General features: G+C 58.6%; 17 protein-coding genes and 1 tRNA gene. 7 read left to right on the forward strand and 11 right to left on the reverse strand.

What is annotated here, in order from left to right; genetic code table 11:
- Positions 1 to 1,217: cobyric acid synthase (locus tag AC2FF7_RS14685; protein ID WP_496905846.1), on the forward strand; the 1,217-nt coding region annotated here is incomplete at its 5' end.
- 3 nt (positions 1,218 to 1,220) lie between these two features.
- On the opposite strand, the gene AC2FF7_RS14690 is transcribed toward AC2FF7_RS14685, so the two are convergent.
- The 3 genes from AC2FF7_RS14690 to AC2FF7_RS14700 form a co-directional block, all read right to left on the reverse strand.
- Entirely contained in the window at positions 1,221 to 1,940 is a 720-nt protein-coding gene (locus AC2FF7_RS14690; RefSeq protein ID WP_480865921.1) for a hypothetical protein, read from the reverse strand.
- Positions 1,941 to 2,014: 74 nt separating this feature from the next.
- On the reverse strand, positions 2,015 to 3,433 hold the full coding sequence (locus AC2FF7_RS14695; RefSeq protein ID WP_480865923.1) for a TolC family outer membrane protein: 1,419 nt from the start codon (positions 3,431 to 3,433) through the stop codon (positions 2,015 to 2,017).
- Between the two features lie 96 nt (positions 3,434 to 3,529).
- Positions 3,530 to 4,183, reverse strand: coding sequence for a protein-L-isoaspartate O-methyltransferase family protein (locus tag AC2FF7_RS14700; protein ID WP_496848914.1), 654 nt, complete (start codon positions 4,181 to 4,183; stop codon positions 3,530 to 3,532).
- Positions 4,184 to 4,410: 227 nt separating this feature from the next.
- Between AC2FF7_RS14700 and AC2FF7_RS14705 the strand changes: the two genes are divergently transcribed.
- The 3 genes from AC2FF7_RS14705 to AC2FF7_RS14715 all read left to right on the forward strand — a co-directional run bounded on the left by AC2FF7_RS14705 (position 4,411) and on the right by AC2FF7_RS14715 (position 5,608).
- Positions 4,411 to 4,484 (forward strand) — tRNA-Cys (locus AC2FF7_RS14705).
- Between the two features lie 376 nt (positions 4,485 to 4,860).
- Entirely contained in the window at positions 4,861 to 5,178 is a 318-nt protein-coding gene (locus AC2FF7_RS14710) for an HPF/RaiA family ribosome-associated protein (RefSeq protein WP_157707881.1), read from the forward strand.
- 82 nt (positions 5,179 to 5,260) lie between these two features.
- Positions 5,261 to 5,608: a hypothetical protein gene (locus tag AC2FF7_RS14715; protein WP_157707882.1), complete on the forward strand. Its 348-nt coding sequence runs from the start codon at positions 5,261 to 5,263 to the stop codon at positions 5,606 to 5,608.
- Positions 5,609 to 5,723: 115 nt separating this feature from the next.
- Here the strand turns inward: AC2FF7_RS14715 and AC2FF7_RS14720 are convergent, their stop codons facing one another.
- The 8 genes from AC2FF7_RS14720 to AC2FF7_RS14755 form a co-directional block, all read right to left on the reverse strand.
- Positions 5,724 to 6,236, reverse strand: a complete 513-nt coding sequence (locus AC2FF7_RS14720; RefSeq protein ID WP_496821965.1) for a hypothetical protein — start codon at positions 6,234 to 6,236, stop codon at positions 5,724 to 5,726.
- 76 nt (positions 6,237 to 6,312) lie between these two features.
- Positions 6,313 to 6,450 carry a hypothetical protein gene (locus tag AC2FF7_RS14725; protein ID WP_198389299.1) on the reverse strand — a complete coding sequence of 46 codons (138 nt, stop codon included), beginning with the start codon at positions 6,448 to 6,450 and terminating at the stop codon, positions 6,313 to 6,315.
- A gap of 128 nt (positions 6,451 to 6,578) precedes the next feature.
- Positions 6,579 to 7,385, reverse strand: a complete 807-nt coding sequence (locus tag AC2FF7_RS14730; protein WP_217626486.1) for a transglutaminase-like domain-containing protein — start codon at positions 7,383 to 7,385, stop codon at positions 6,579 to 6,581.
- A gap of 367 nt (positions 7,386 to 7,752) precedes the next feature.
- Positions 7,753 to 8,232 (reverse strand): hypothetical protein, encoded by a 480-nt coding sequence (locus tag AC2FF7_RS14735; protein ID WP_496905847.1) that lies wholly within the window; start codon positions 8,230 to 8,232, stop codon positions 7,753 to 7,755.
- A 219-nt stretch (positions 8,233 to 8,451) separates the two neighbouring features.
- Positions 8,452 to 9,540, reverse strand: a complete 1,089-nt coding sequence (gene hflC, locus AC2FF7_RS14740; protein WP_496905848.1) for a protease modulator HflC — start codon at positions 9,538 to 9,540, stop codon at positions 8,452 to 8,454.
- Entirely contained in the window at positions 9,537 to 10,604 is a 1,068-nt protein-coding gene (gene hflK, locus AC2FF7_RS14745; protein ID WP_496668429.1) for an FtsH protease activity modulator HflK, read from the reverse strand. Before hflK ends, hflC begins: the two co-directional genes overlap by 4 nt.
- Positions 10,605 to 10,711: 107 nt before the next feature.
- Positions 10,712 to 11,056 carry a hypothetical protein gene (locus AC2FF7_RS14750; protein WP_073038017.1) on the reverse strand — a complete coding sequence of 115 codons (345 nt, stop codon included), beginning with the start codon at positions 11,054 to 11,056 and terminating at the stop codon, positions 10,712 to 10,714.
- Complete coding sequence (locus AC2FF7_RS14755; RefSeq protein ID WP_246162179.1) at positions 11,053 to 11,367, reverse strand: hypothetical protein; 315 nt, start codon at positions 11,365 to 11,367, stop codon at positions 11,053 to 11,055. Before AC2FF7_RS14755 ends, AC2FF7_RS14750 begins: the two co-directional genes overlap by 4 nt.
- 115 nt (positions 11,368 to 11,482) lie before the next feature.
- Between AC2FF7_RS14755 and AC2FF7_RS14760 the strand changes: the two genes are divergently transcribed.
- The 3 genes from AC2FF7_RS14760 (at position 11,483) to AC2FF7_RS14770 (ending at position 12,879) form a co-directional block, all read left to right on the forward strand.
- Entirely contained in the window at positions 11,483 to 12,067 is a 585-nt protein-coding gene (locus AC2FF7_RS14760; RefSeq protein WP_496905849.1) for a hypothetical protein, read from the forward strand.
- The gene (locus AC2FF7_RS14765) at positions 12,064 to 12,477 is read left to right on the forward strand and encodes a hypothetical protein (protein WP_496668433.1); all 414 of its coding nucleotides are present in this window, start codon (positions 12,064 to 12,066) and stop codon (positions 12,475 to 12,477) included. The genes AC2FF7_RS14760 and AC2FF7_RS14765 overlap by 4 nt, the downstream gene beginning before the upstream one ends.
- Positions 12,478 to 12,690: 213 nt before the next feature.
- Complete coding sequence (locus AC2FF7_RS14770) at positions 12,691 to 12,879, forward strand: hypothetical protein (RefSeq protein ID WP_496905850.1); 189 nt, start codon at positions 12,691 to 12,693, stop codon at positions 12,877 to 12,879.
- Positions 12,880 to 12,928 lie beyond the last annotated feature (49 nt).

Consider the following 12,928-nt stretch of genomic DNA (forward strand, 5'->3'; position numbering starts at 1 on the left):
CCGAAACCGACACCGGTGCTCAAATCATCGTTCAGGGTCAAAGGGCGGGCACGATGAAGGCGGGTGACTACCGCAAGGACAAATTCAAGCTGTTGAGCGCCGCGCTGGAAAGCTTTGACCGTTTGTGCGGTGATGCCGACCTTGTCCTGGTCGAGGGCGCAGGCAGTCCGGCTGAAACCAACCTGCGCAAGGGTGATATTGCCAATATGGGATTTGCTTGCGCTGCAGGCGTACCCGTAGTGCTGGTCGGCGACATTCACCGCGGCGGCGTGATCGCGCAGATCGTGGGCACGCAGGCTGTGCTGGATGCCGGTGACCTTGCGATGATCAAGGGCTTTGCAGTGAACCGATTCAAGGGCGATGTGTCCCTGTTCGACGAGGGGCGCGATGACATCGCCGCACGTACCGGTTGGCCATGCCTGGGCGTCGTGCCGTGGTTCCAAGACGCCTGGAAGCTGCCCGCCGAAGACATGATGGACATCCGCTCTCACACCGGTGGGGCATGCAAAGTTGTAGTCCCGCAACTGGAACGCATGGCAAACTTCGACGATCTGGACCCGCTGTCTGCCGAGCCCGGCGTCACGGTCGAGGTCATTCCAGCTGGTCGCCCCCTACCCGGTGACGCGAACCTCGTGCTTTTGCCCGGCAGCAAATCCACCATCGGTGATCTGACCTATTTCCGCGCACAGGGTTGGGACGTTGACCTTTATGCCCATGTGCGGCGCGGGGGGCATGTGCTGGGTCTGTGCGGCGGCTACCAGATGCTTGGCAAGATCATCTCTGACCCCGAGGGCGTGGATGGGCGACCCGGTACTGTCGAAGGTTTGGGTCTTTTGAATGTTGAGACCGTCATGGTCGGACAGAAAAAAGTGACACTCCGAACGGCGCGCGCCCTACCGGGACACGAGCCGGTAACTGGATACGAAATCCACATGGGTCGCACGGATGGCCCCGATTGCGCGCGTGCCTGGCTCGAGGTTGCAGGCCGCGCCGAAGGTGCCACTGATACAACCGGACGCATCCGCGGCAGCTACCTGCACGGCATATTCTCATCAGATGCGTTCCGCGCGCGGTATTTGTCGGAACTAGGCGTAACTTCCGATCTGTCCTATGAGGACGGTGTCGACAAGACATTGGACGCACTGGCCGATCATTTGGAACAGAACATGGACTTGGACCGACTGCTTTCGCTGGCCGAAACACCCCGCAGGGCGTGAGCGTTAGTCGGGCTTGTGTTCCGCCAGCGCGCGGTAGATTTCGCGCCGCACCAGTTTGCGAACGTTGCGCGTGATCCGCTCACCCAATACGCCCTGCAGTTCTTCACGAACCACCTGTGCGATCAAGTCCCGGAGCGCGTCTTCATCCAGCGGTGTGTGCTCCGTTTTAACGTCTTGCACCGGGTCAGCCTTCGCCGTCACCTTCGGATCGCGGATGAAAGTGGCTTTGGTTTCCGAGACGAGCGGTGCGTCAGCGGCAACTGGTTCGTCTTCGTCGGCCTCGGCCTGCCAACTCAACGACTGAGTCAAGGTCCCAGCATAGGCATCTTGACCTTCACCGTCGGGTTCCCACTGATCCTCTGTCTTGGCGATCGCCGCCTCCAGCGCTTCGATCTTCGAGCTCAGGCTTTCAACAGGATCGTTTACGTGATCTGTTGGCTCTTCAATGCGTGGCTCGTTTTCTTTCACTGCGTCGGACGACCGCAGAACCATGGGCTTCACAGAGACCTCGGCCGCATAGCCTGATACCTTCGTATCAGACGGAGTTTCCTTATCACCTTGGGATTCGCTTACGCGTAAGGAATCGGTCAGAACCAACCGGCCAGGCTTACGCGCACGAGTGGATTGCATGATATCCGGGATTTTGCGGCCTTCTTCGCTTACCAACCGCTTAATAGAGGACAGGACGTCCTCTACATTCCCGTTTGCGACATTGTCCGACATTCTTGAATACCACTCTTTCCTCAGGATTGAGTGTAGCCAAACACTTTCAACCTCACAACAGATAGTCGCGGCGTTTAATCACGCCGCAATGCTTTGAGGACGCGATCCAGATCCTTGCTCTGCCTGCTAACCTGTGCTGGGGCTTTCTTCACCAGATTGTAATAAAGCGTCGGATCATAAATCTGCACCGCAAGACCCAGGCGTTCAGCGGTAAGCAAGCCTTGCGCTTGCAGCAGCTGATATGCCGCCCGCGACCGTTCAGTGCGCGAAGCAACTTCGTTCAACTGCGCATCCAGCAGATCTTGCTGCGCATTAAGCACGTCCAGCGTAGTCCGAGCACCCAGTGTTGCTTCTTCGCGGATGCCATCAAAGGCAACTTGCGAGGCCCGAACCTGTTCTGTCGAGGCCCGAAGGCTAGCCGCTGCAGCCTGAAAGTTGGCGTAAGATGCCGAAACGCCCTGAGTGATGTCCTTTTGGACGTTTAGCAAGTTGGCGCGGGATGCATCACGTGTCGCCATAGCGCGACGGACCTGAGCGGCCAACGCACCGCCGGCGTAAATAGGTTGGTTGAAGTTCAACGCGATCGTTGCATCTTCGAGGTCATCATCATTGTCAAAGCTTTCGGTGATACCCGCATCGGCGTTCAGCGACACGTTCGGACCCAGATTGGCCCTTTGCTGCTGAACCAGCAGATCAAAAGCGCGCACTTCATGCTGCGAGGACAAGATCGCCGGGTGGTTGCGTTGCGCAAAAGCAATGGCCTCAGATTCTGAATTGGGAAGGCTCGGCAAATTGGGCTGACCCGCCGTAGCGCCGGGGGCATTACCAACAGCGTTCACATATTCGGCCTGCGCGGTGCTGAGGTTACCGCGCGCGACCGCCAGTTCTGCCTGTGCACTGGCAAGCTGTGCTTCGGACAGCGCCACGTCAGTACGAGTTACTTCACCAACGTCAAATCGGTCCTGCGACGCACGCAGTTCTTCGGCCGAGACTTCGACATCGTTTAACTGAATTTGGACGGTTTCTTCTTGAAGAACTACATCCAGATAAGCGTTCACAGCCCGGAACAAAACGGCTTGTTCGATATCAATCAGATTTTGACGCGTGGACAGAACGATTTCTTGCGCAGACTGTTTGCCCAGCACCGAAAAACCACCATCATAGATCAATTGGCTCAACGTCAGGCCGGTAAAGAAGTTAGTCGGTTCCTGACGGTTCACAACGTCATCAACAGTCGAGCGAGTGTAGTCTTGACTGATTTGCACGGTCCAGTTGATGATCGGCCGCAAAGCTGCCAGCGCAATCGCAACGTCTTCGTCAGCAGCACGCAGCAAAGCCCGGTTCTGCTCGAGCAACCCGCTCGTATTGTATGCCCCGATGAACGCATCCGTCAGATTATCCGCCCAGGCGAACCGCCCGGGTAAAACACTAAGCGCAATTCCGGCCGTCAGCGCCATCGCCTTGACCAGTTTACCTCCCGCTTTGGAACTCATCACGAAATCCTCTCAAATCAAAAATTACGCTGCCCTGTCGACAGTTTGCGTGTTTGTTTTCAACTAATCAAGGCGACAGAAAAAACTATCACGGAATTATAGCGAAAATACACTTTCTGTGGAAAATGCCGCCAAAACCGGTGCATTGGCGTTGAACGCATGACGCCAGGTCACACGGCCATTCGACTTATGACCGATCCGAACGGTGCCCAGTGCACCTTCCATGAACACGCACGCAATTCGACCGTGGTCTTTCAACTGATCAATCAGCCTGTCCGGAATCTGCTCGACCCCTCCTTGCACCATGATCACGTCGTATGGCCCATGCTCGGTCGCGCCTTGCTCGAGCGGCCCGACATGGACGATGGCATTGTCGGCGTCTGCGTCCATAAGAATGGTCTGAGCCTCTGCTGCCAGGTCTTCGTCGTCTTCCACGGCCACGACCAATTCGGCCATCCGCGCTGCAATTGCTGTCGAATACCCCATGGCCGGAGCAATATCCAACACGGCTTCATCATTGGAAATATTCAACACATCCAGCATCTTAGCCAGAGTTCTGGGTTCAAGCATACAGCGACCGTTCCCGAGGTCGATCAGCTCCTCGACATACGCCGCCTCGCGCTGCGAATCCGGGACGAAATTCTCGCGCCGGACGGTAAGCATCGCGTCGATGATAGGAAATTTCGTGACGTCAGAGGGTCGGATTTGCGTGTCAACCATTGTACGGCGACGGGCTGCGAAATCTGTCATTGGATCGCTCGTTCTGTTCCCTAGTGTGCGTGGCTTGTGCCATATCCAGAAGAAACCGGCAACGCCTCAGTGCCTTCAAACTTACGATATCAGGCAATAATTCAGGACAAGAGCACTGCTGTGACAAATAAGCAGACTGAAATTTGCGCCCACCCCTCTGGACGCCCCAGACGAAAGCTGCTAAAACGCCGGTCACACCACGACAAGTATTTGATTTTACTTGAAAAGGCGAGTTGGCGGAGTGGTGACGCAGCGGATTGCAAATCCGTGTACACCGGTTCGATTCCGGTACTCGCCTCCATTTAAAAACAATCACTTAGCCGAATTCTTGTAGCTATACGTGAATTTCAAACACGGATATTTGAAATTATAGCGCCGAGCCGCCCCTGCCGCTCTAACTCGCAACGAAAGCGCATGTGTGAAAAATCGAGGCTATTGCCTTCTCTTGACGGGCAAACAAAGGACCAACACACAGACTTCTTAAGCAATATCTCAGCATCCCTGCCGTTGATCGAGAAACAAACGAATGTCCGGTGCAGGACAAACCTGCCATCAGGGAAGCTCCATTGGCCCGACATTTGATTCAAAGCAACGCACGGCGCTGCCTGTCGTGATAGAGTTGTAAGCTCCACAACGTTATCCCTTTCTTTTTTTGGGATTTTTCGAAGGACGCCAAAATGCATATCGAAGTCAGTACAGATAACAGCATCAAGGGGAGTGAAGCCATCACGGCCCAAATTACGGGATTGGTACAGAACGACCTGGCCTACCTTGCAGAACATATAACCAGAATCGAGGTCCATCTCAGTGATGCCAACGCCGACAAGTCCGGCCCAGATGATATAAAATGTGTTCTGGAAGCACGGCTCAAAGGCCAGCAGCCTATGGCCGTCACGGATTCGGCCTCAAGTTTAGAACAGGCAACGAGGGGCGCAGCCGGCAAGATGAAAAGCGCACTAGAAAGCACTCTCGGGAAACTAACGGACCGTCGCTAACATATTCGGCATCAATCTTTCATTTCACCGATCGATCTACACCCTCGGGCAATAAGGCATCTGACAATGATGGAGTTAGATTATGACAGACGAAGACAAGCTTTGGGCACTTGAAGAGCGGTTTTGGACGGAAGGCGCTGACAATGCGCGGAAGATGACGACAAAGGGCGCCGTATTTGTTCTCCCTTATCCGCCGGGAATACTTCAAGGCGACACTGTGTGGCGCGAGAGCTTAGTCGCGCAGAGGTGGCGGTCCGTCGTATTTTCGGAGCGCTACTATAAACAAGAAAAGAATGTTACCGTTTTGGCCTACCGTGTCTCAGCAGAACGCGGGGACACACCGATCTACGAAGCCCTTTGCACTTCCACCTACCTGCGGGATGAAGGCAAATGGCTTCGAGTTTTGCACCAACAAAGCCCCATAGCATAACTGTTCCACGGCCGCTGTACAGGCTTGCTGTGCGACTGCGACGTTCCGAACGGTCAACGTCCGATTAGGGCACAGGACGAAGACTTGCTGCCGGTTGAGTACTTCCACGTGGTCTTCACTCTCCCATAGCCGACGTCCCTGTCGGTCGTGGAGGCATGCCCTCGTTTTCAGCAGCATGGATTGACGCCATGTCACGTGCACCTAGACGCGCCGGGTTCCGGTCCAGGACATCCCTGTCAGACTGGGGCGTCCGGCGCCCCGAATAGAGATGTCGCATATGTGCTGCAGAGACCCCGTCGGCCTCCATCACGAGGCGCACCATCGGATCAGCCAGCATTTCCTCAAGGAAGAAGTCGGACAACGCTCTGCCCGTCAGCTTGTCCCTGGCGCGGGCATAGTCCAGATCGGCAAGGGAAAGGGTCAGAGACCGCGCAAGCCCCGGATGCGATGTCCGGGGATGAAGTTTCACCAGGACTGAGGCTTTCCAGGCTGCAGGATTCTGTTGATCCGGGGGTGAAACCAACTCCGTTTCGATCTCGTACTCTCCCGCCGGGAGCGTCTCGTCAAAGCCTGGAACGGTGAACGGTCGGGAAAAAACCGCAACGGTCTTGCTCGTCAGTTCTTCCATTGGCGTGATCCTCTCCCTTGTTGCTGCGGGTGGTCCGCGCCCCAGTTAAGAATGGGGCGCGTGGCCTGTGAACGTCTCAAGATGTCTTGGATTTCGCTAGCGCATCCTCGCCGGCGGCCTTCGACTCGTTCTCCTTGGCTGGGGTCTTCGCGGTCTCCGCGGGCTTCGGCTTCATTGCGGCCGCAGCCCTGGCGGTCAGGTCCTTGAAGGACATATCATCGATCCTTTGATTGGCCGACGCCAACTCCTCGTCCATGTCGGACCGGGATGCCTGGCATCGGTACTACCTATATGGGGGCTGACGACCCGATTTACGATGGCGCGCCGCCAAGAAGACAAAGATCACACCAGATCGTCAGTCCAAACCTTGAACTCCGTCAGCGTGTTCTGACCAAATGTCTGGGTCAGAGGGACGTCAGCGGCATCGCGGCCCCGCGCGATCAGAATTCTCGCAAACTTAGGCTTGTTGTTCCGCGGGTCGAACATGTGCCATTCACCAGCGAGAAAGACCTCCATCCACGCCGCAAAGTCCCCGGGCGGATGAGGCAGAGGTTCACCGATGTCGCTCAGATATCCGGTGCAGTAGCGTGCCGGAATATTCATGCAGCGGCACAAGGCGATGGCGAGGTGAGCAAAATCACGGCAGACGCCCTGTCGCTCGGCCATTGACTGCGATGCGGTGCGCGTCGCTTTCGCCTGCATGTAGTCGAAGCGGACATGCCCATGCACGAAATCGCAGATCGCCTGAACGCGTGACCATCCCGGGTCCGTGGTCTCGAAAAGACGCCACGCCTCCTCCGAAAGAAGATCGGTATCGCAATACCGGCTGCCCCGAAGAAACACGAGGGTCTCGAAAGGCAGATCCTGGACCGCGTGCTGCTGCGCGCCAGGGGACGCGGGATCGGGTCGGCCATAGTCGCGGAAGATGCCATCCGTTGACAGCGCGAAGTCGCCCGCCGGAGCCAGGAGGCGCGTACACCAGTTGCCGAAGCCGTCGCGGTAGCTTTCGAGCGGCACGCTTGGCGACGTCACGAGGTAATCGGCACGCTCCAGATCGCCAAAGCGCGAGTAGTGGACGTTCAGCATCGCAATCAGCGGCGTCGGCTGCGGGAAGCTGTATCGCAGACGACACCCGATGCTGACCCGCATGCCAGACACACGGCCGCGCCTGGTCATGTCATGAGTATCTTGCAAGGATGAGCGTTCCGAGGCATCGGGCCGGTGCCATCCTGCGCAAGGACGGGGAAGGCCAGGGACGCTATCACTCCAGCCACGATGGCCAGCCTCGAGATCAACCTTGCCAGCGGGTGTCTCATCGCCGCTTGCTCCTTGGCGGACCAGAGTCCGCCGGTTGCAGCGCGAGTCTTCGATAGCCCAAGCGTGAGCGTTCCAGTCAGCCGTCGCGTGGGCGCGGGCGGCGGCGGGGAGCCCCTGGAATTCGATCTGGATGGCATTCCTTCGTTCTCGGCCACCTGGATCGCGAAGTCCGGCGGAACTGTCCGATGAGTACGACCGGTCATCGGGGCGACAACTTGTGCAGGGCCGCAGCGGCAAGAGCATGTTCCTTCTGGTGGTAGTCGCCGCGGAACTTGCCATCGACCTCCACCTCCCAGATGCCGTTCCTTTCGCGCACCTGAACTCCACCGCGGTGCGGTGGCCAGTTCATGGAAGCCCCCTTTTCTCCTCTGCCTTTCGCCGACACGGGTTTCTTGTCGGTCAATTTCGACTCCTTCGCGATGGGCGCGCGCTCCTCTCCGAGAAGCATCACGGCGCGAATGAATTCTTCCGCGTAGTCGTCGGTTTCGCGGTGGTCATGCTCGTGCTGGGTCAATCTCATCGGTTCTACGAACCGTTCTCGGAGGTGGTCGACGAAACGCGGCTCGGTACGTGCCATGTAAGCGATCAGGGCCTGCAGAATCCGTTCATGGGCCAACACGCGCCGTTCAAGATCGGTCGTCTCTGCTGCCGTCCTGGTTAGATGTTTCACTGATGTCATAGCGTATTGTCCTCCTCGCTGCGCGGTTCGACGCTGGATGTCGTGTGTTCGAGCGAGGCAGGCAGTCCTTCGCCTCGTCGCGATCCAACTCTTGCCATACACCTACCAGCCAAGCGCAAATCGTGTGCTGACGCAGATTAGGGGCACGGAAATTAAGTGGGTGTGTCTCGCTTGGAAGCGGAAAAAAGCCTGGGCAATCCACGTGCCATGACCAAGAAACTATTGCCCCAGCTCGACATCTGTGCGTGTCACGATTGGCGTCGAGGGGTCTTGCGCTGGTCGGGCCCTGCCGGTTGATGCCACGCCACCGTCGTCCGGGACGCTGCCCGGATCGCGGACGGGGTCTGCCTCGCCCTGCATGCCGCGCAGGAACTGGAACAGATCGCTGTCCGTCGTCAGGACAAGCGTCGTGTCATCCGAGATCATGTCGCCGTAGGCCTGCATGGTTCGGGTGAAATCGTAGAATTCGACCGAAACGGCATCGACATTGTAGGCGCCCGCATAGATTACTGCTGCTGCGGCATCGGCGGCACCGCGGATTTCCTCGACAGCGCGATAGGCTTCGGACTGGATCTTGTTCAGATCCCGCACCCTGTTGCCTTGAATACGGGCCGCTTCACCGTTGCCTTCGGACAGGAATCTTTCGGCGATCTGCCGGCGTTCCGAGATCATGCGGTCATAGATCTTGGGTCGCACGCTCTCATTGTAGTTTATGCGCTTGAAACGAATGTCGAGAAGCTCAATCCCGAAGACGCGCACCTTCTCCGCCGCCGCCTCGAAGATCTGCTGCTCGACCAGCGCCCGCCCCTTCGTGATGGGAACCAGTGCGCCAATGTCCTGCGCAAGCTCCTGATCAGTCAGAAGCGTGTCCCGAAGCGGCGTCCGGCCCCTGGTCGTGCGCACAATCTCGATGAGTTCGTGCTTGGCGACGGCGTTCCGCGTCTCGCTACCGAGGATATCATCGAGGCGCGACTGGGCGCTGCGCTCGTCGCGCAGGCGCAGAAAGTACTGCAGAGGATCGGTGATCTTCCAGCGCGCGAAGAGATCGACCGAGATATAGAGCTTGTCTTTGGTGGGCATGTCCGATGGCGAGCCGTCCCACTCCAGAACCCGGCTGTCGATCCGGTTAACCTCCTGAACGAAGGGGAGTTTTATCTTAAGACCGGCCTCGGTGATCGGCGCGCCGACCGGTTTGCCGAACTGGGTGATGATGGCTTGCTCCACCTCCCCGACCGTGTAGATCGCGGATGATGCAGCGGCGAGACCGGCGACGGCGATCCCGGCGGTAATGGTCGAAATGGTCTTCATGGTTGCTCTCCTGTCTGTCGATCCAGGTTCAAAAGCGGCAGGATGCTTGCCGTGGACCCGTCGACAATGATCTTGGAGCCAATTCCCGGCAGAACATCCTGCAGGGTTTCGATGTAGATCCGGCGCCGGGTAACTTCGGGCGCCAGACGGTATTCCGTCAGGAGCGCCGTGAAGCGTGCCGCATCGCCCTCGGCTTCATTGATCCTCCTCAAGCGATAGCCATCGGCTTCGCGGATGCGCTGGTCCTTTTCGCCTTCGGCCAGGGGTATGACGCGGTTGTATTCGCGGCGGGCCTCGTTGATGATCCGCTCCTTCTCTTGTTGTGCCTGGTTGACCTCGTTGAACGAGGCCTGAACCGGCTGGGGCGGATTGATGTTCTTCAGCTGTACCTGATCGATGCTGATGCCCATCGCGTATTTGGTCGCGAGCGCCTGCATCTTCATCAGGGCTTCGCTTTCGATTTCCTGGCGCCCGACGGTGATCACCTCGTCGACTGTGCGGTCTCCCACAACTTCGCGCATGACGGACTCCGAGACGTAACGCAGGGTCGCGCTTGGCTCGCGCACTTCAAACAAGAACTTCCGGGGTTCGGAAATCCGGTACTGCACCACCCACTCCACGAGCGCGGCGTTGAGATCGCCAGTCACCATCTCGGTCTCGCGGCGACCGTCCGTCGGGCTCTGATAGGGATCGGAGGTACCCGGAGTCGTGAACCCGAACTCTTGTTTCAGCTGGCGCTTGACCGGGACCAACGTGGTCACGTCGATCCCGAACGGGATCTTGAAGTGCAGCCCCGGAGGGACCTCGGCCGAGTACTTCCCGAACCGTTGGACAATCGCGACGGAGTCGCTCGGCACGGTGTAATATGAGGACCACGCCCCAAACGCCGCAAGCGCAATGGCGGCCCCGATTGCAAGACGCTTCACCGGTGGCAGACCGTCCGGCAGGATGCCGTGCAGCCGATCCCGACCCCGCCTGAGAATTGCGTCAACCTCAGGGGGAACGCGGGTCTGCTTGTTTTTCCAAGGTCCGCGATCTTCCGGTCCATTGTTATCAGAAGGCATCGCAAGCTCCTATTTCGGTTTTGGCACTCGGTGCGATGCCTGGCTCGCGCGTTTGACGGTGCGAACCGTTTTGCGCCATCACATCGTCGGCTCTGAACAGCATGACCTCAGAGTTCCAGTTCCTTCAGGCAGGCTTGCGCAATGTCTCGGTCTGGGGCATCGGTTCCTGGCATCGTCGCCCAGCCGGCTGTCATGAGAGCGTCGCGCCTCTGGTAGGTTGAGGCTGCCCGGATCGTTGCAAGCTTGTCCACCCGAGCCGGGTCTGACCGCGCCATGTCGAGGCAGACCGGTACCATTGAGGCGACGACATCATTACGGGACATCGCCACCGCCCGGTCATTCGAAGTGCCGCCGGTCACCCAGCCACCCCATGTAAATCCGACGACGCCGACAAAGACAGCACCGATCACGGCACCATAGATGCCGGGTTTGAGCCATTCGGGAGTATTCATTTCAAGTCCTCCTGCGGAGAAGGCGCCGCCTCGCCGTGATTGTTCTTCTCAGTCGCGGCCCGATCCCGGCTCAGCGCCTCTTTCACGTCGCTGTCGGAAATCGCCCGTAACTCGGTACGTCCCGCATGACCGCCCCTTCCGCGCACCGTCAGGTAGGTCGCCGTCCGTCTATAGGCCTCGAAGCTCAGCCCCTGGAGAAGCTCCTCTTCGACGAGAACCTCATAGTCGCCCGCGGGCAAATCGCCCGGGTATCCCGGCAAGGTGAACGGGTTTGAAAACGTCACCGTCGATCTGGTCGACCGCATGTTCATCTCTGGTCTCCGCGATGTTGGCAGATCCGTCGCTCACCACTGTTGACGGCCCCTTGGAGTCCGGGACGGACCAGTCGAACGATTTAGTGTCTTGTACCTCGGGATCGTCCGACTGGTGCTGACGCATGTTAGTCCCGGGCACCGAACCGGCTGCGACCCCGTCCTTTGGGCAGTCGCCCGCACTGACCTGTGTAAGGGCGGCGAGACCGACCTGCGCGTATCCTTTGGGAAACAGGGGCGATCTGCGTTCCTGCAACCCTTGAAAGGATTGGCGATGGCCGACCTCAATGTTCTCAACCCGCACCCGCCCGAGTTTGATCGGTTTCTCCATGCTACCGTCGGCGAGGACCGGAACGGCTATGCCGTGACTGTGCTCTCCACGCTCGCGCGGCTCGGTCTCGATCCATGGAACGAAACCGCTGAACTGGTCACGCTAGGACACGACGGCGCGCGCGCGCGGTTGGGAACGCTGCTTGCCCGGTTTCAGGATGTTCCCACCCTCGCAAGCGATCATGGCAGGGTCGCACGAGACTTGAGCCAGCTGCTTCCTGAAGGCCGGACGTCAGGTGCCCTGCAGCGCACTGCGTCGACGGTGGCCGATGGCCGCCCGGGAACAAGCGGAGCGATCTGGGCGGTGCTCGCGATCATCTTTGTGCTGTTTCAGATGTTCATGGTTGGCGGGTCGGGGTCAGGCGAATGACCGTTTCAACCGCGACCGCGAGGAGACCGGACCATGCAGCGCACAAGTCCGGTACGCTTTCTCCACACGAACAGGGCAAACTCTGGGACATGGAGGAACAGTTCTGGACCAGTGGCGCCGACAGTGCGCAGGCGACCACAGCAACCAACGCCGTTATGGTCTTCCCCTATCCGCCCGGCATCCTCCAGGGCGACCAGATCTGGCCCCATCTTCGCGAAAGGACCGGCTGGCGTTCCGTCGTCATGGCCGAACGGCGCGTGACGCGATGCGGTGACATCGCGATCCTCACTTACCGGGTCTCGGCTGAAAAAACCGACGTGCCGATCTACAAAGCGCTTTGCGCCTCAACGTACCTCAACGATGAGGACACCTGGCTGAGGATTTCCCACCAGCAAACTGTGGTGATTTAAGAACCGCAGAGGCAATCGACCTGCCGCGGGCGCCGGGACTAACCTGCGTCAGTGCGGCGAGGCTCTGGCACGGTTAGATGAGACGTGCCCGCCGAATATTTGGTGGTGCATTTTTCCGAGTACCCGAGAAGCGTGTGGGCGTGTCGATGCCCTAAAGTGTCGGCATGTCGGCACGCTTCTTATTCTCGGAACGTCCAGGAAAGGAAAATTCCAATGACTTCCGAACAGAACAAGACTGCCGAGAAGATGACCTCCGTGAAAGCCGCGTGTGACCAGGCGCCCGCCGGCCCGAAGAAGGATGCGGCGCTGAGGCACTACGAGGCAGCCGAGAAGGCGAACACGGCGAAGAACGACGCCGAGACCAACAAGGAACTCGATGCGGCGAGCGAGAAGCTCTCGTGACATCCGACACCTGATGCAAACCTTGGCCGCCCCTCGCTTTGCGGAGGGC

This window comes from Ruegeria sp. YTSC325, assembly GCF_059609525.1.